Origin of the sequence: Streptomyces angustmyceticus, assembly GCF_040701845.1 — a bacterium.
Taxonomy (GTDB): Bacteria; Actinomycetota; Actinomycetes; order Streptomycetales; family Streptomycetaceae; genus Streptomyces; species Streptomyces angustmyceticus_A.
Genome location: NZ_JBFBHQ010000004.1, coordinates 413,952 through 430,355 on the forward strand (window position 1 = coordinate 413,952; position 16,404 = coordinate 430,355).

Annotated in this window: 11 protein-coding genes; 5 read left to right on the forward strand and 6 right to left on the reverse strand. The window is 75.2% G+C overall.

All coding sequences use genetic code 11. The annotated features are described in order from the left end of the window. Positions 1-6: 6 nt before the first annotated feature. Positions 7-762, reverse strand: coding sequence for a dienelactone hydrolase family protein (locus AB0411_RS12575; RefSeq protein ID WP_366417250.1), 756 nt, complete (start codon positions 760-762; stop codon positions 7-9). Between the two features lie 180 nt (positions 763-942). On the opposite strand from AB0411_RS12575, the gene AB0411_RS12580 reads away from it, so the two are divergent. Then, entirely contained in the window at positions 943-1,425 is a 483-nt protein-coding gene (locus AB0411_RS12580; protein ID WP_366417251.1) for a hypothetical protein, read from the forward strand. Here AB0411_RS12580 and AB0411_RS12585 read toward each other — a convergent pair. Next, the gene (locus AB0411_RS12585; protein ID WP_366417252.1) at positions 1,374-1,952 is read right to left on the reverse strand and encodes a hypothetical protein; all 579 of its coding nucleotides are present in this window, start codon (positions 1,950-1,952) and stop codon (positions 1,374-1,376) included. The genes AB0411_RS12580 and AB0411_RS12585 overlap by 52 nt on opposite strands. A 115-nt stretch (positions 1,953-2,067) precedes the next feature. After that, positions 2,068-2,859 carry an SDR family NAD(P)-dependent oxidoreductase gene (locus AB0411_RS12590; RefSeq protein WP_366417405.1) on the reverse strand — a complete coding sequence of 264 codons (792 nt, stop codon included), beginning with the start codon at positions 2,857-2,859 and terminating at the stop codon, positions 2,068-2,070. Positions 2,860-3,103: 244 nt separating this feature from the next. Between AB0411_RS12590 and AB0411_RS12595 the strand changes: the two genes are divergently transcribed. From AB0411_RS12595 to AB0411_RS12610, 4 genes are all read left to right on the forward strand, one after another. Continuing rightward, the gene (locus AB0411_RS12595) at positions 3,104-3,673 is read left to right on the forward strand and encodes a TetR/AcrR family transcriptional regulator (RefSeq protein ID WP_366417253.1); all 570 of its coding nucleotides are present in this window, start codon (positions 3,104-3,106) and stop codon (positions 3,671-3,673) included. Positions 3,674-4,111: 438 nt separating this feature from the next. After that, positions 4,112-6,775, forward strand: coding sequence for a LuxR C-terminal-related transcriptional regulator (locus AB0411_RS12600; protein WP_366417254.1), 2,664 nt, complete (start codon positions 4,112-4,114; stop codon positions 6,773-6,775). A 616-nt stretch (positions 6,776-7,391) separates the two neighbouring features. After that, entirely contained in the window at positions 7,392-8,624 is a 1,233-nt protein-coding gene (locus tag AB0411_RS12605) for an acyl-CoA dehydrogenase family protein (protein ID WP_366417255.1), read from the forward strand. Continuing rightward, the gene (locus AB0411_RS12610) at positions 8,621-9,778 is read left to right on the forward strand and encodes an acyl-CoA dehydrogenase family protein (protein ID WP_366417256.1); all 1,158 of its coding nucleotides are present in this window, start codon (positions 8,621-8,623) and stop codon (positions 9,776-9,778) included. The genes AB0411_RS12605 and AB0411_RS12610 overlap by 4 nt, the downstream gene beginning before the upstream one ends. 106 nt (positions 9,779-9,884) lie before the next feature. Here the strand turns inward: AB0411_RS12610 and AB0411_RS12615 are convergent, their stop codons facing one another. From AB0411_RS12615 to AB0411_RS12625, 3 genes are read right to left on the reverse strand one after another with little or no spacing between them, the layout of a single operon-like run. Next, positions 9,885-12,887: an ATP-binding protein gene (locus tag AB0411_RS12615; RefSeq protein WP_366417257.1), complete on the reverse strand. Its 3,003-nt coding sequence runs from the start codon at positions 12,885-12,887 to the stop codon at positions 9,885-9,887. A gap of 27 nt (positions 12,888-12,914) precedes the next feature. Continuing rightward, complete coding sequence (locus AB0411_RS12620) at positions 12,915-15,077, reverse strand: 3-hydroxyacyl-CoA dehydrogenase NAD-binding domain-containing protein (protein ID WP_366417258.1); 2,163 nt, start codon at positions 15,075-15,077, stop codon at positions 12,915-12,917. Between the two features lie 55 nt (positions 15,078-15,132). Further along, entirely contained in the window at positions 15,133-16,338 is a 1,206-nt protein-coding gene (locus tag AB0411_RS12625) for an acetyl-CoA C-acetyltransferase (protein ID WP_366417259.1), read from the reverse strand. Between the last annotated feature and the right edge of the window lie 66 nt (positions 16,339-16,404).

Consider the following 16,404-nt stretch of genomic DNA (forward strand, 5'->3'; position numbering starts at 1 on the left):
GGGCAGTCAGAGGCACTGCCCGAAGAGGTCCAGCAGGTTGCGCCAATGGCGGGCGTCCGCCTCGGCGTTGTACGCGGCGGTGTCGGCCTGGGTGTAGCCGTGGTGGGCGCCTTCGTAGAGCTCGCTGCGGTAGCGCACGCCCGCGGCGTCCAGTGCCTGCTCCAGGCGCTCGATCTGCTCGGGCGTCATGGACTGGTCCTGGTCGGCGTGCCCGAAGTACAGCTGCGCGGTGATGCGGTCGGCGAGCCGGTGCGGGCTGTCCTCGGCGTCGGTGGCCAGGCGTCCGGCGTGGAAGGAGGCCGCGGCGGCGATCCGGTCGGGGTGGGCCGCGGCGGTGCGGACCGCGAGGACGCCGCCCATGCAGTAGCCGGTGGCGCCCACGGGTCCGTCGGTGACCAGCGGAGAGGCGGCCAGCCAGTCGAGGTAGGCCCCGGCGTCCCGCATCGCCAGGTCGGGGGTGAGGGTCTGCATGATCGGGAAGAGCTGCTCGAAGATCTCCGGCCGCTGGGACGGGTCGATCAACTCGGGCAGCTCCACCAGCGGGGCCCGGCCGGAGCGGTGGAGGACGTTGGGCACCAGCACCGTGTAGCCGTGCCCGGCCAGGCGCTCGGCCATCTCCTCCAGCGAGGGCCGCAGGCCGAAGGCGTCCATGTACAGCAGGACGCCGGGGTGCGGCGCGCCGTCGTCGGGGTGGGCGAGATACGCGTCGGCGACGCCGTCCGGAGTGGGGAGGTCCAGGGAGCCACCGTGCACGCTCGTCATGTCCGCGCCTTTCGTCGGGTCCGGGGGCGACGCAGGGAGGGCCGCCCGTCCGCCGGCCGGCCATGCCGCCGTCCTTGCCCACAGTAGACAGTCGATCTGTCCAGAGCCCACCACCCGCGTCCCGCAAGTCTGTCCCTGCACGCACAAGTCCCGTGCGTTTCGCCTGTGTTGGAATCAGACATGGCCACTACTCCTCCCGGCCCCGTGTCGGTTTCCCGGAACGAGCCCTCGAGCCGGCCGCGGGCCGAGGTCGAGCGGTTACGCGACGAAGCGACGCGGCAGAAGGACCTCGCACACCGCCGGGCCGAATTCTGGGTCAAGGTCGATATCGCGCTGGGCTTCCCCGCGGCGCTCCTGGCCGGCGTGTCCGGGGCCGCGGGGCTGGCGTCGGCGGACGCCCGGGTGCCCGCGGCGCTGGTGGCCCTGGTGGCCGCCGGGTTCGCGGCGGGGGCGGGCTTCCTCCGGAGCGACAGCAGGCGCCTGGCCAACAAACGCGCCCGGCAGGCCTGGGCTTTCGTCGAGGCCAGGGCCCGGATGAAGCTGGCGAAGGAGCGAGTGCTGCCCGAGGACCTCGGCGAGGTGCTGGAGAGCCGCCAAGCCGCGCTGGCTGCCTACGAAGGGGAGGAAGCCCCGCCCGGTCCGGCACCGGCGCTCCCGGGCTGACGCCGTGCGTCCCGTTCGGCCAGCTCCTTGAGGGTCAGGAGCTGCTTGCGCATCATGACGAGGTCGCCCCGGGCGAGAAGCCCGCGGCGCAGCCGGCGGGGAAGCGGCCCCCCGGCCTCGGTGACGACCTTCACCACCAGGCGGCAGCCCGCTTCGCGCGGGTTCAGGGTGTAGCTCACCGCCATCTGCCCGTGCCGCTCGGCGAGCCGCGCCGGGAGCACACCGGTGATGTGGGTGCCGGTCTCGAAGCCCGCGATCTCGAACACCAGGAAGGGCTGCCCCAGGGCCAGTTCCGGCAGTTCCGGGACCAGCGTGCGCGGGCTCTTCTGTCCGCGGAAGTCGATCCGGTCGTAGCTGTACGGCGCGATCGTCAACTGCCGCAGCCAACGGAAGACCAGGTCCGGCGGCGCCGCCACGTCCACGGCCCGGAACCACCCCTCGGCAGGCCCCGCCACCAGCGGGTCGCAGGGGTAGGGCGCGGCCCGCTCCGGCCGGGTGGCGCCCCAGACTTTCCCGCTCAGGTCCATGCCGCGACCCTACGTGACCGCCCTCGCGGCCGCCGCGCCCGTGACCCCGCCCGGTGCACCTCGCTCTGCGCCGCCCAGGCGACGTGCACCGGCCATGCGGGGCAGGACGCGACGGTCAGCGTTGGTGGCGCTGGGCCTGGGCGATCTGCTGGACGAGGGAAGCCGGCGCGGCCCTGCGCTGGACGACGGCCGCCAGGGTGGGGAAGAGCCCGCCGATGGCGCTGCCCAGGCGCAGTTCGAGCGGGGCCACATTGACTTCGGCCCGGTCGCGTTCGATCGCCTTGAGGGTGCCGGCCACGACCTGTGCGGGGCTGACGGTACGGATCCCGGCGGGTGGTGTGGCACCGGAGTCGGCGAACATCCCCGCGTCACGCACGAAGCCCGGCTGCACGAGGGACACCCCGACGCCCGTGCCGTGCAGGTCCTGCCGCAGGCCGTGCGCGAAGCCGCGCAGACCGAACTTCGCGGCGCTGTAGAGGGAGGTGGAAGGGGAGGACGTCCGGCCCGAGATGGAGCCGATCATGACCAGGTGGCCGCGGCCGGCGGCCACCATGCGCGGTGCCAGGAGCCGGGCGAGCATGAGCGGCGCGCGCAGGTTCACATCCAGCGCCCGGTCGAGCTCACGGGGCGTGTAGTCGAGCAGCGGCCCACTGGAGGGCAGGGCCGCGTTGGCGACCAGGATGTCCACGGGCCCGGCGCGTTCGGCGAGATCCTCGACCGCCTCGGGGTCGCTCAGGTCCGCGACCAGGGGCCGGGCGCCCAACGACGTTTCGAGCCGTTCGAGCGCGTCGGCACGCCGGCCGGTGACCACCAGATGGGCACCTCTGGCCGCGAACGCCCTGGCCAGCGCGTGGCCGATGCCTCCGCTGGCACCGGTCAGCAAGACGGTCGATCCCTTGACGGTCAGCACATCACCCTCCCTTATTGTTCGTTCGAACGAACAATAAGGGAGGGCGGCGGATTCCGCGAGACCCGATCCGCGTCCGGTCCGTATCTGATCTGCGCCCGTTCCGGGCCCGTCCCACGCCCGTTGGTTCCGTGGCCGATCCGCGGCCCCCGCTCTCGATCCGCGCCCGGTCCGCGACGATCCGGCGCGGAGGGCGGGGCACCGTCCCGGATGATGTCCCGGCCTGCCATGGGACGATGACGTCATGCCGAACACCTCCCCGGCCCGCGCGCGCATCATCGCGGCCACGCTACGGATCATCGGCGACGACGGGATCGCCGCGGTCACCAACCGTCGTATCGCCAAGGAGGCCGGCGTCTCACTCGGCTCGGTCACCTACCACTTCGCGACCCAACACGACCTGCTGCGCGAGAGCCTGCGGTCCTTCGTCGATCAGGAGACCTGCCGTTTCACCGACCTGGCCGCGCGCTACTGCGACGGCCCGACCACCCCGCAGCACGCCGCCGCGGTGATCGGCCAGGTCGCCGCCGACACCGCCTTCGACAGCGAGCACATCGCCCCCTTCGAGCTCTACCTCCAGGCCGGCCGCGACCCCCAGCTCCGCGTTGCCGCACAGGAGTGCTTCGCGGCCTACGACCGTCTGGCCGCCTCCCTCTTGGGTGCGATCGGCGCCCCCGATCCGGACCGCCTCGCCGGCCCGGCCGTCGCCCTCGTCGTCGGCCTCCAACTGCGCCGCCTCGCCACCGGCACCGGCACCGACGACCTCGTCGACGCACTGCTCCTGCTCGCGGGCATCCCGGCGCAGACGACCTGAGCGATGAGCGAGACGGGGCGGAGCCGGCACCGCGACGCGTGACTCCGCTGCCGTCCGGGGGCAGGGCCCCCGGACGGCAGCGGAGCGCTTGCCTCCACGCCTGCCGGGGCGCGCCGGGCAGACGTCCCTGACCCTGCGATCCCCCAGCCCCTCCCGGCCGTACGGGAGCGACCGCGGCGGCCCGCCGGCGCTGTGGCCCCCGCCCCCCCGAAGCCCCCATCGCGGACGGCCGGCACCCCCTTGCCGGCACCAGTGCTTCTACGGATGCGCACCCCCACCCACGCCCGCTGAGCTGGACCTCTGTCAGGGAACCCGGGGTGCTCGGGGCCCGGTGGGTGGCGCGAGGAAGCGGAACGGCCCGGTGGGGCGGTCCGGTGGCGGAGCGGCCCGTCCGTGCCGCCACACCCCGTCGCCCGCTCGACGTCTGGGAAGGACACCATGGCCACCGCCGTGCAGACCGCGCCGTACGCCCCGTCGTGCTCCGTGCCGGGAGCGGAAGGACCGGTGCTCGTCGGGCGGTCACCGCTGGTCGGGCGGGAGCGGGAACTCGCCGTCGTGCTGCACTGCTTGAGCCGGCAGGCCAAGGGCGGCGGGATCTGGATCACCGGGGAGCCCGGGGTCGGCAAGACCCGGCTGGCCCAGGAGGTCGTGGCGGCGTCGCAGCCGGCCCCGCGCGCCGCCCGTCCGCCGCTCGCCGTGGACCCGCGAAAGGGCCCGGGCGTCGGTGGTCTGCCGTACGAGCCGGAGGCGGACGGGGGTGCGTCGGCGGGGATCGAGTGTCTGACGGCGGTCGAGGTCCTGGACGCGGCGGGGCCGTTGCTGCGGACCGATGCGCGTCGCCCCAGGACGCTGTGGATCGAGGACGCCCACCTGCTGGATGCCCAGGGGGTCGCGGTGGTGATGCGGATCGCCCACCGCGGGACGCACAAACTCCTGATCACCGCGAACGCCGACCAGGCCGCTCCCCGGCTGCACACGCTCTGGAAGGACCAGTACCTGGCCCGCCTCGACCTCGCCCCGCTGGACGCCGTGTCCGCACGCCGGCTGGCCGCCGCCCTGCTGGAGGGCCGGCTGAACCGGTCCGGTGCCGTCCGGCTCGCCGAGATGTCGGCCGGCAACCCGATGCTGCTGCGCGAACTGCTGCGCGCCGCCCTCGGCCAGGGGCTGCTGACACGGGACGGCGACCAGTGGCACCTCGGCGACGGGACCCCCACGTCCAGCGCCCTGCGAGACCTGGTGGCCCCCGGCATCGCGGCGCTGCCGGACACCGAACGCACCGCTCTCCAACTGATCGCGCTGGCCGAACCGGCGCGCCTGGCGGTACTGGAGACCGTGGTCGGGTCGGCCACGCTGCTGCGCCTGGAGGACCGGGGGCTGGTGCGGGGGCGGGGCCACGGCGGGGGTTCCGGACCGCGACCCGTCGGGGCGCTCGGCATCGCCCACCCCTATCTGGGACAGGTGCTGCGACAGGACGCCGCGCCGCTGCGCAGCAGGGAGTGGGTGCGGACCTGGGCCGCGGCGCTCGACGCCCGCGGCGACCAACTGCCCGCCGAGCGGGTCCGGGTGGCCCAGTGGCAGTTGGACACCGGGCTGGTCCCCGACGAGCCGTCGCTCCTCGACGCCGCCCGGCACGCCCTGCACGGACACGAACTGCCCGCCGCGGCACGGCTGGCGACGGCCGCCTGGCGCACCCACGGCACCGCGCTCGCGGCCGAGCTCCTCGGCCGGGTCCTGCTCGCCGGCGCGGACCTCGACGAACTGATCGGCTTCGCCGCCGAGGCGGGCGCCGACCGCCCGGACGTCGCCTCCCGCCTCGACCCCCTCGCCGCTCGCGCCCTGGCCCTCCAGGGCCGGCACGCCGAGGCGGACCGGCTCATCGAGCGGCTGCACGGCGACGAGCAGGAGGCCGCCCGGGCCGTGTCCGCCTGCTTCCGCGGCCGTGCCGACCGCGAACTCACCGAAGCCGTCCCACCGGTCGCCCGGCCCGGCGCCGCCCACCGCACCGAGTCCGCGCTGCTCGCCATGGCGGCCCTGTGCCGCCAGGGACGGCCGTTGGACGCGTTGGAGGTCCACCGCCACCTGCAGCAGCAGGGAGCCGGGGAGCCGGGTGCGGGCGGGCTGTGCGACGCGGACTGGCTGGCGGAGGCGCATGCCCTCGCGCTGCTCTGCGCGGGGCGGCTCGAAGCCGCCGAGAACCTGCTCACCCGCGCCTACCGGTCCGCCGCCGAGGGGCACCGGGTCAGGGTGGACGCCCAGCGCGGGCTGGCGCTCGGCTGCGCCCTCTACGAACGCGGCCGGCTGCGCGAAGCGCTCCCGTACGTCACCTTCACTCCGGCCTACCGCGTCGGCTGGCCACCGTGGCAGACCAAGGCCCGCATCTACGCCGCACTGATAGCCGGCTGCCTGCCGCCGCACGGACTGCCGGCCGACGACGACACCTTGCGCGGCCTGTCCGGCGGGCGCCATGCCACCGCACTCGCACTGGCCCGGGCGCGGCTCGCCCACCGGGACGGCGATCAGGACACCGCCGCCCGCCTCCTGGGCGCCGCCGCGGACACCGCCCTCGACGACGAGGCGTACGGCGACGCCGTGACGGCGCTGCACGAGCACGCCAGGCTCGGCCTGCCGCCCCACCCCGGCGCCCTCGCCGATCTGCCGGTCCAGGGGCCGTTCCTGCGCGCCCGGCTGCACTACGCCCGTGCCCTGGCGACCGGCGACGCCAAGCTGCTGGGCCGGACGTGCCATGCCCTGGCCGACTGCGGGGCGAGCCTGTACGCCGCCGAGGGCTATGCGGAACTCGCCCGGCTGCAGCGGGACGCCGGCCGGGAGCGCGCCGCCACCGCCGCGACCGCGCAGGCCCGCGGCCTGCTCCGGCGGTGCGGCGACGTGATCACCCCGCCGCTGCACTTTCTGGGTGACGGCCCGTCGCTTTCCTTGCGGGAGCGCACCGTTGCCGCGCTCGCCGCCCGCGGCATGGCCGACAAGGAGATCGCCGCACGACTGGTCGTCTCCCCGCGCACCGTCAGCAACACGCTCTACCGCGTCTACCGCAAACTCGGCGTCGGCGACCGGCGCGACCTGCGGCGAATGCTGTCCGCCTGACAGCCGGCCGGCGCCTGGTGGGCCGCGCCGGCGACTCCAGCCGTACGGCTGGTGCCTGCTGGGCCACGGCCGGGACCTCAGCTGTCCGCCCGGCGGCCTTCTGACCTCGCCCACACCCCGACCCCCGCCCGTCCCTCCCACCCCGGTCGAACCACCTCCACGCCCCGGCGCCCCCGGCCGGGGAGCCGGCCGCCCCCGCCATCCCCTCCCGCGAAGGAGTAACGATCACCCACCCGGTGCCGTCCGGCCGATGGTCCACTGGAGAGCAGCGGCAGGGACGTGGGGACGTCCCGCCGGCCGCAGGCTCCGGACGCCTCCTCCCTGGGCTGCCCGGGCCGTTCCTACTCCGCCCTCGTGAGCGAAGAGCGGAAGCCCACGGGGGCGGAGGAAGGACCCGTCGAACCCCACGCCCGCGGCCTTGCGTTCCGCCGCGCGCACCCACCGGGCGGACCGGCTTCCGGGACACCGGAGGACCTGGACGGACACCCTCCTCCGGCCCGCCCCCGACGGCACGCCGCATCCGCCGGCCGGCACCCCGGTCCGGCCGGGCCGTGCCGCACCCCGCGACCTCCCACGAGCCGCGGGAGACACCCCGCAATCCCGAGAGGAAATCCGCATGGCACCAGCACAACCAGGGCGCGGCAGGCACGCCGCCACCCCCTGGACGGCCGACCGGATCCGGACCGCCGTCCGGGACCGACTCGCCGACCACGACCCGCAGGCCACCGACCCGACCGACTTCCTGAGCGCCCTCTTCGACGCGGGCCTCGCCTGGGTCCACTTCCCGCCGGGCTACGGAGGGCTGGGCGCCCCGCGCGCCCTCCAGGCCGTCGTGGACGGGGAACTGGAGGCCGCCGGCTTCCCGCCGGCCGCACCCGGCCTGCACACCATCGCCCTCGGCATGGCCGCACCCGTGCTGCTGGCCTTCGGCGACGAGGCGCAGAAACAGCGTTTCCTGCGGCCGCTGTTCACCCGGCAGGAGGTGTGGTGCCAGCTGTTCAGCGAGCCCGGCGCCGGTTCCGACCTGGCGGCGCTCGCCACCCGGGCCGTCCGGGACGAGGCCTCGGGGGACTGGATCGTCAACGGGCAGAAGGTGTGGACCTCGGTCGCGCACGAGGCCCATTGGGGGCTCCTCGTCGCCCGGACCGATCCCGCTCTGCCCAAGCACCAGGGCCTGACGTACTTCCTCGTCGACATGACCGCCCCCGGCGTCGAGGTGCGTCCCCTGCGCCAGGCCACCGGCGAGGCCGAGTTCAACGAGGTGTTCCTGACCGACGTACGGATCCCCGACAGCCGGCGGGTCGGGGCGGTGGGGGACGGCTGGAAGGTCGCCAACGGCACCCTGATGAACGAGCGGGTCGCCATCGGCGCGGGCGCGCTGCCCCGCGAGGGCGGCATGGTCGGGGCCCTGGCCCGCACCTGGCGCGAGCGGCCCGAACTGCGCACCCCCGGGCTGCACGCGGACGTGCTGCGGTCCTGGGTGGAGGCGGAGGCGCTGCGGCTGACCGCGGAGCGGCTGCGCCAGCAGCTCGCCGCCGGACAGCCAGGGCCCGAGGGATCGGCCGCCAAGATCGCCTTCGCCCGCCTCAACCAGCGACTCTCCGGGCTGGCCCTGGAACTCCTCGGCGAGGAGGGCCTGGCGTACGACGACTGGACCTTCCGGCGCCCCGACCCGGACGAGGACCTGTCCGGGCGCTCCTTCGGCTTCCTCTATCTGCGGGCCAAGGGCAACTCGATCGAGGGCGGCACGACGGAGATCCTGCGCAATGTCATCGCCGAGCGGGTGCTGGGCCTGCCGCAGGAGACCCGGACCGACAAGAAGACCCCGTGGAAGGACCTCCCCAGGTGACCACCTCACCCCGTACCGCAGCCGGCCTCGGCTCCGCCGACACCGGCCTTCTGTACAGCGACGTCGAGGACGACCTCCGCAAGGAGCTGCGGACCCTGCTGACCGACCGCTGCCCCTCCGCGGACCTCCCGGCACGGGTGGAGACCGAGCAGCCGCACGACACCGGCCTGTGGACCGCTCTCGCCGCGGAACTCGGCGTGACCGGGCTGCCCGTACCGATGGAGCGCGGCGGCGCGGGCGCCGGCTGGCGGGAGACCGCCGTGGTGCTGGAGGAGCTGGGCCGGGCCGCCGCCCCCGTGCCCTACCTGGCCAGCAGCGTCCTCGCGACCGCGGCGCTGCTCGCCGCGGGGGACGACCGGCTGCTGCCCGAGATCGCCTCCGGGGGCCGGATCGCGGCGCTCGCGGTGCCGTTCTCCAGCCCGCCGGACCTGCCCTTCCCGGACGCGGTGACGTACGCCGACGGCGGGCTCAGCGGCACCGTCACCAGCGTCGCCGGAGCGCGGTCGGCGGATCTGCTGCTGGTCCCGGCGTCCGGCGGCGACGGGCCCGGACTGTACGCCGTCGACACGGCCGCCGCGGCGCACACCGTGCGCCGCACCGCGCGCTGTTCGCTGGACCTGACCCGGCCGCTGGCCGACGTCGCCCTGCATGCGGCGCCCGCCACCGCCCTGGCCACCGGCGACGAGGCCGGCCGCCTGCTGCGCCGCGCGCTGACCACCGGGGCCGCCCTGCTGGCCTCCGAACAGCTCGGCGTCGCCCAGTGGTGCCTGTCCACGACGGTCGCCTATGTGCAGGAGCGGCACCAGTTCGCCCGGCCCGTCGGCTCGTTCCAGGCGGTCAAGCACCGGCTGGCCGACCTGTGGGCGCTGGTGATGCAGGCCCGCGCGGTGGCCCGGCACGCCGCGGCGGCCCTCGATTCCGGGGCCGCGGACCTGGCGCTGGAGGCCGCCCTGGCCAAGGCGTTCGTCTCCGAGGTCGTCGTCGAAGCCGCCGAGACGGCGCTGCAGTTGCACGGCGGGATCGGCTTCACCTGGGAGCACCCGGTGCACCTGTATCTGAAGCGGGCCAAGAGCAGCGCCCTGGCGCTCGGCACCGCCGACCGGCACCGCGCCGCGCTGGCCCACCTGGTGGACCTGCCGGCGCCCGGCGTCTGAGACCGGCCACGACGGCGGACGACCGACCGTGCCCGTGCCGCGCCCGTGCGGTACGGGCACGGCCCGTTCGCGCCGCGTACGGCCCGAAAGCGGCGGAAGGGAGCCGTCAGCCGAACAGGTCCGGGTCCTCGTGGAAGAGCCGCACCAGCTCCCTGCGGGACGTGATCCCCAGCCGGGGAAAGATCTTGTACAGGTGGTACTCGACGGTCCGGGAGCTGAGGAAGAGCCGCGCGGCGATCTCCTTGTTGGTGCTTCCCTCCGCCGCGAGCCGCGCGATCCGCAACTCCTGCGGGGTGAACCGCCCTTCGCCGCCCCGCGCCACGCCCTCCCCGCCGTCCTGCGGGCTCTCGCCGGCGGCCCGCAGCTCCTGCCGGGCCCGCTCGGCCCAGGGCCCGGCACCCACCCGGGCGAACGTCGCGGCGGCCGAGCGCAGATGCGTACGGGCGTCCCGCCGCCTGCGGGCGCGCCGCAGGGACTCGCCGAAGTACAGCTCGGTGCGCGCCTTCTCGATCGGCACGCTGCCGCTGTGCAGCTCCAGCGCCTCGGCGAAGAGCCCGGCCGCCGTGGCGTCGTCGGACGCCAGCAGGGCCCGCGACCGGGCCAGCAGCGCCCTGGCCTCGCCGTGCGTCGACCGGCCCTGCCACCGCTCGAACGACTCCAGCGCCTCCTCGGCGGCCTGCCGCTCCCCGGCCCTGACGGCCGCCTCGATCCGGTCCGGCAGCGAGAAGAACGCCACGAGCGGATGCCCGGAGCCGGGCTCGGGCACCGCCACCAGGTCCAGCAGCCGCAGCGCCTCGCCGTACGCGCCGTGCATCAGTGCCACGCAGGCCAGCGCGTGCCGGGCGGTGGCGGCGGCGATGCCGATCCGGCGCGCGAGGGCCGTGGCGAGGGCGGCCTCGGCCGCCTCCCGGCACCGGCGTTCGTCCCCGCGCAGCGCGCACATGAAGGCGCGCCGCGCCAGGTGGATGGCGGCCAGGTTCTCCTGTCCGGACTCCCGGGCCAGTCGCAGTCCCTCGTCGTTGAGGGCCTCCGCACCGGACATGCGTCCGCTGAACATCTCCAGCTGGGCGGTGAACTCCAGATTGCTGGAGAGCACCCCCGCATGGCCCGACGCCCGGGCCTCGTCGGCCACCCGGGCGAGCAGCTCCAGCGCCGCGGCCGCCTCCCCGAGGTAGAACGTGCCGACGCCGGCCCAGGCGACCAGCAGCGGATCACCCGCGGTGTGTGCCGCGGCGACCCCGGCATGAATGAGCTGCGCACCCCGGTCCGTGTCCACCGCCACGACGTGCCCGATGCCGGTGAGCAGCAGCCGGGTGCAGTCGACGACGGGGGAGCGGCCCGGCAACCGGCCCGCGGCCCGGCCGAGTTCGCCGTACCGGGCGAGGTCGCCGATGTGGGAGGCGGCCTCCGCGGCCTGTATCAGGCTCCGGGCCGCGTCGTCGGGCGCGTCGGCGGCCAGCAGCCGGGCCGCCCTGACCAGGGTCAGGTAGGCGTCGGTGAGCACCCCGCCGCGCAGTTCGACGGCACCGCGCAGCCGCAGCAGCCGGCCCGTCGTCCCGGGCCGGTCCGTGAGGGTCAGCGCTTCGCGGACCAGGTCCTCGGTGCGTGCGGCCTGCCCCGCCTGCCAGGCGGCGCGGGCGGCGTCGTGGAGCCGCTCGGCGCGCCGGTCCGCGTCGGCGGTGAGCTGCGCGGCGCGGTCCAGCAACACGGCACAGCCGGCGTACTCCCCGCGCCGGTGCGCGAGTTCGCCGGCCTCCTGCAGCTCGGCCGCCACGGCCTCGTCCGGGCCGAGCGCGGCCGCCGCGAGCTGCCGGGCCCGGCGGCCGTCCCCGGCCCGGGCACGCAGCACCTCGGCCAGCGCCCGGTGCACCAGCCGGCGCCGGGACGGAGGGGCCGCGCCGTAGACGGCGGTGCGCAGGGCCGGGCTGCGGAACGCGATCCGCCCTCCGGTGACGCGCACCAGCCCGGACGCCTCCGCCGCGTCCACGCTCGACGGCTCCGCCCCGAGGTGCCCGACCGCGGCGGCCACCGCCGGCAGATCGCCGCTCTCCTCCGCGGCCGTCACCAGCAACGCGAGCCGGACCGCGGAGGGCAGTTCGCGCACCGGCCCGAGGAACGCCCCGAGGACCCCGGGCTCCAGGGGGAGCGGACGGGGCAGGGCTTCCCTGCCGGTGAGGTGACGCTCGGTCAGGGCCATGCCGAGTTCGCCCAGCAGCAGGGGGTTCCCGCCGGTGGCGGCCGTCACCTCGCGCACGACCGCCGGGTCCGCCCGCACCCCCGACCGCCGCGACAGCAGCGCGCCGGCGGCCTCCGCGCCCAGTCCCGGCAGCGCGAGGCGGGGCAGCACGGGGTCGGCGAGCCGGGGCGGCCCCGGATCCCGCTGCGCCAGCAGCAGGCCCACGCCGTCGGGCCCCAGCCGGCGGGCCACGAACAAAAGGGTGTCCAGGCTGGGCCCGTCCAGCCACTGGGCGTCGTCGACCAGGCACACCAGGCCCCCGCCGGCCGTCGCGGCCCCGGTCAGCAGCGACAGGGCCGCCACCGACACCAGGAAACGGTCCTCGTGCGGCGCCGCGGTCAGCCGCAGCGCCCCCGAGAGCGCCGCGGCCTGGGCCGGCGGCAGGGCCGCGAGGCCCGGCAGCAGGGGGCGCAGCACCTGGTGCAGCCCCGCGTACGCGAGGGGGAACTCGGCCTCGGCGCCGCGCGCCGTGACCACGGTCGCCCCCAGGGCCCGGGCGCGCCGCCCGGCCTGCTCCAGCAGGGCGCTCCGGCCGCAACCGGGTTCGCCGTGCAGCAGGAGCAGGCCACCGCGGGAGGCCGTGACGCCGCCGAGAACGCGGTCGATCCCGGCCAGTTCGTCGTCACGGCCGAACAGCTCGGCGTACCTGTCGATGATCCATGCCTCCGTACCGGGAGCCGCCGGCGGGCGGAGCCGGTCCCAGGGCCTGCCGTCACGGTCCCGTCGTCCGCCCGGGGCAGGCGGGACAGTGCGGGCCGGCCCTGCGGCCCGTGCCCCGGCGGCGAGGGTTCCATCGTAGAGCGGGCCGGCCTGCGGGAACGGGCGGCCGGCCCGGACGGCCGCCGCGCGGGGCGCGGCCCGCGCCCGGCCCACCCGGGAACCGCCCCCGCGCCCTGCGGGCTACTCGTACAGCTCGCCCCGCTCGGCGCGGGCCACCAGCGACGCCGGCGGCGCGAACCGCTTCCCGTAGCGCGCGGCCAGTTCGCGTGCCCGGGCGACGAATCCGGCGGGCCCGCCCTCGTACTGGTTCACGTACTGCAGCACGCCGCCCGTCCACGCGGGGAACCCGATCCCGAGGATCGACCCCACATTGGCGTCCGGCACCGACCGCAGCACCCCCTCCTCCAGGCACCTGACGGACTCCAGCGCCTCGGCGAACAGCATCCGTTCCTGCATGTCGGCGAACGGAACCGGCGGGCCGTCGGCCGGGAAGGCGTCGGCCAGTCCCGGCCACAGCCGCACCCGCTCGCCGTCCGCGTAGTCATGGAAACCGGCGCCCTCCAAGCGGCCGGGGCGCCCCCACTCCACCATCCGGTCGATGACGTCATAGGCCGCCTGATGGGGCAGCGTGCGCCCCTCGGCCTCATAGGCGGCCTGCGTCTCCCTGCGGACGTGCTGGGCCAGCTTCATGTTCAGCTCGTCGAACAGGGCCAGCGGCGCGGTCGGGTAGCCGGCCTGCATCCCCGCCTGCTCCACGGACGCCGGGGCGGCGCCCTCGGCGACCAGGCTCAGCGCCTCGTTGAGGAAGGTGCTGATCACCCGGCTGGTGAAGAAGCCGCGGCTGTCGCCCGCCACGATCGGTGTCTTGCCGATCTGCCGAGCGAGGTCGAAGGCCTTGGCCAGCGTCGCGTCCGACGTCTTGTCGCCGACGATGATCTCCAGCAGCGCCATCTTGTCGACCGGGGAGAAGAAGTGCAGGCCGACGAAGTCCTCGGGCCGGCGCACCCCCTCGGCGAGCCCGGTGATGGGCAGGGTGGACGTGTTCGAGGCGAGCACCGCATCCGGTGCCAGATGCGGTTCGATCTCGGCGAACACCTTCTTCTTGAGCCCGGCGTCCTCGAAGACCGCCTCGATCACCAGGTCCGCCCCGGCCGCGTCCTCGGCCCGGTCGGTGGGCGTGATCCGGTCCAGCACCGCCGCGCGGCCGTCCTCGGTGAGCCGCCCGCGGGAGACGGCACGGTCCAGGATCTTCCGCGAGTACGCCTTGCCGCGCTCGGCGGCCGCCCCGTCGACGTCCTTGAGGACGACGTCGATGCCGGCCGCGGCGCACACATACGCGATGCCCGCGCCCATCATGCCGGCGCCCAGCACCACCGCCCTGCGCACCCGGTGCGCCGGGAAGCCCTCGGGGCGGCTGCCGCCGTTCGCGATGTGCTCCGTGTCGAAGTGGAAGGCCTTGATCATGTTCGAGGAGATCTGCCCGCAGGCCAGTTCGGCGAGGTAGCGCGTCTCGATGGCCAGCGCGGTGTCGATGTCGACCTGGGTGCCCTCGACCGCCGCGGCCAGAATGTGGTGCGGGGCGTCCACCTTGGTGCCCCGGCCCCGGTTGCGGACGGTCGCGGAGAACGGCACCACGACCGAGTGGTTGAAGGTCTGGGACGTCGCGGCACCGCCGGGGATGCGGTAGCCCTCGACGTCCCACGGCTGCGCAGCTCCGGGCGTCCGGGCGAGCCATTCCCGGGCCCGCAGGAACATGTCCTCGGCGGATTCGGCGACCTCGTCGACCAGGCCCTTCTCCAGAGCCTGCTGCGGGGTGAACAGCCGGCCCGTCAGCACGACGGAGGACAGCGCCTCGTGCAGGCCCAGCATGCGCACCGTACGGGTCAGCCCGCCGGCGCCCGGGAGGAGCCCCAAGGTCACCTCGGGCAGCCCGATCCGGCTGTCCGCCGCGTCCAGCGCGATCCGGTGGTGGCAGGCCAGCGCGACCTCCAGACCGCCGCCGATCGCCGCGCCGTTCACCGCCGCGACCACCGGGCGGCCCAGCGTCTCCAGCCGGCGCAGCAGGCCCTTGAGGTGGTCCGAGCCGCGCGCGAGCTCCGCCGCCCGTTCGGGCGCGGTCCGCCGGAGCACGGTGAGGTCGGCGCCGGCGAAGAAGCTCCGCTTGGCGGACGTGAGGATCACGCCGGTCACGGTCTCCCGCTCGGCCTCCAGGCGTTCCACTGTGGCGTCGAGCGAGGCGGCGAAGACGGCGTTCATCACGTTCACGGAGCCGGTGGGGTCGTCCATGGTCAGGACGACGATGCCGTCCTCGTCCTGCTCCCAGCGGATCATGGTGTCGGTCATGCGAGGGGTCCTGTTCGGTAGCGGTGGCGGACGGCGGGGCGGGCGGAGCGGGCGGTCACAGCCGCTCGATGACGGTGGCGATGCCCATCCCGCCGCCGACGCAGAGCGTGACGAGGGCGCGGCGGGCCTGGCGGCGCTCCAGTTCGTCGACGACGGTGCCGACGAGCATCGCTCCGGTGGCGCCCATGGGGTGCCCCATCGCGATGGCGCCGCCGTTGACGTTGACCTTCTCCATCGGCACGCCGAGCTCCTTGACGAACTTCAACACCACGGCGGCGAACGCCTCGTTGAGCTCGAAGAGGTCGATGTCGTCGAGGGTGAGCCCGGCCAGGTCGAGCACCTTGCGGGTCGCCGGGGCCGGCCCGGTCAGCATGATCAGCGGGTCGGTGCCGGTCAGGGCGGCGGCCACGATCCGGGCGCGCGGCGCGAGGCCGAGAGCGGCACCGGCCCGCTCGCTGCCGACCAGCACCAGGGACGCCCCGTCGACGATGCCGGAGGAGTTCCCGGGGGTGTGCACATGCTCGATCCGCTCCACCCAGTGGTACTTCTGCAGGGCGATCGCGTCGTAGAGGGCACCCGGCGCCGCGAACGACGCGGGCAGCGCGCCGAGCCCGCTCAAGGTGGTGTCCGGCCGCACCAGTTCGTCGTGGTCGAGCACCGGCACGCCGTGGTCCACCACCGGGACGACGGACTTGGCGAAGTGGCCGCCCGACCACGCGGCCGCGGCGCGCTGCTGCGACTGCAACGCGTAGGCGTCCACGTCCTCGCGGGTGAAGCCCTCGATGGTGGCGATCAGGTCGGCGCTGACGCCCTGCGGCACGAAGGCGCCCTTGCGGCTGGTCTCCGGGTCGAAGGCCCACGGGCCGCCGTCCGAGCCCATGGGCACCCGCGACATCGACTCCACACCGCCGGCCACGATCAGCTGGTCCCAGCCGGAACGCACGCGCGCCGCGGCCGTGTTGACCGCCTCCAGGCCCGAGGAGCAGTAGCGGTTGAGCTGGACGCCGCAGACCGTGTCGGGCAGGCCCGCGGCCAGCGCCGCCGCCTTGGCGATGTTGCCGCCCTGGTCCCCGACCGGCATGACGGAGCCCAGGACGAGGTCGTCGATCGCCGCCGGGTCCAGGTCGGGGTGCCGGCGAAGGAGTTCGTCGATCAGGCCGGTCAGCAAGGTGATGGGTTTGGTGCCGTGGAGGGCGCCGTTCTTCTTGCCGCGCCCGCGCGGGGTGCGGATCGCTTCGTAGAGGAATGCCTCGGTGGTCATGAAAGGTCCCTTGTCCGGGGGATGGGTGGAAGAGAGGGGTGGAAAGGCGGAAGGGGGAGGGCATGG

Coding starts and splice junctions, on each gene's coding strand:
- AB0411_RS12575 (WP_366417250.1), bottom strand. CDS start 762: ATGACGAGCGTGCACGGTGGCTCCCTGGACCTCCCCACTCCGGACGGC.
- AB0411_RS12580 (WP_366417251.1), top strand. CDS start 943: ATGGCCACTACTCCTCCCGGCCCCGTGTCGGTTTCCCGGAACGAGCCC.
- AB0411_RS12585 (WP_366417252.1), bottom strand. CDS start 1,952: ATGGACCTGAGCGGGAAAGTCTGGGGCGCCACCCGGCCGGAGCGGGCC.
- AB0411_RS12595 (WP_366417253.1), top strand. CDS start 3,104: ATGCCGAACACCTCCCCGGCCCGCGCGCGCATCATCGCGGCCACGCTA.
- AB0411_RS12600 (WP_366417254.1), top strand. CDS start 4,112: ATGGCCACCGCCGTGCAGACCGCGCCGTACGCCCCGTCGTGCTCCGTG.
- AB0411_RS12605 (WP_366417255.1), top strand. CDS start 7,392: ATGGCACCAGCACAACCAGGGCGCGGCAGGCACGCCGCCACCCCCTGG.
- AB0411_RS12620 (WP_366417258.1), bottom strand. CDS start 15,077: ATGACCGACACCATGATCCGCTGGGAGCAGGACGAGGACGGCATCGTC.
- AB0411_RS12625 (WP_366417259.1), bottom strand. CDS start 16,338: ATGACCACCGAGGCATTCCTCTACGAAGCGATCCGCACCCCGCGCGGG.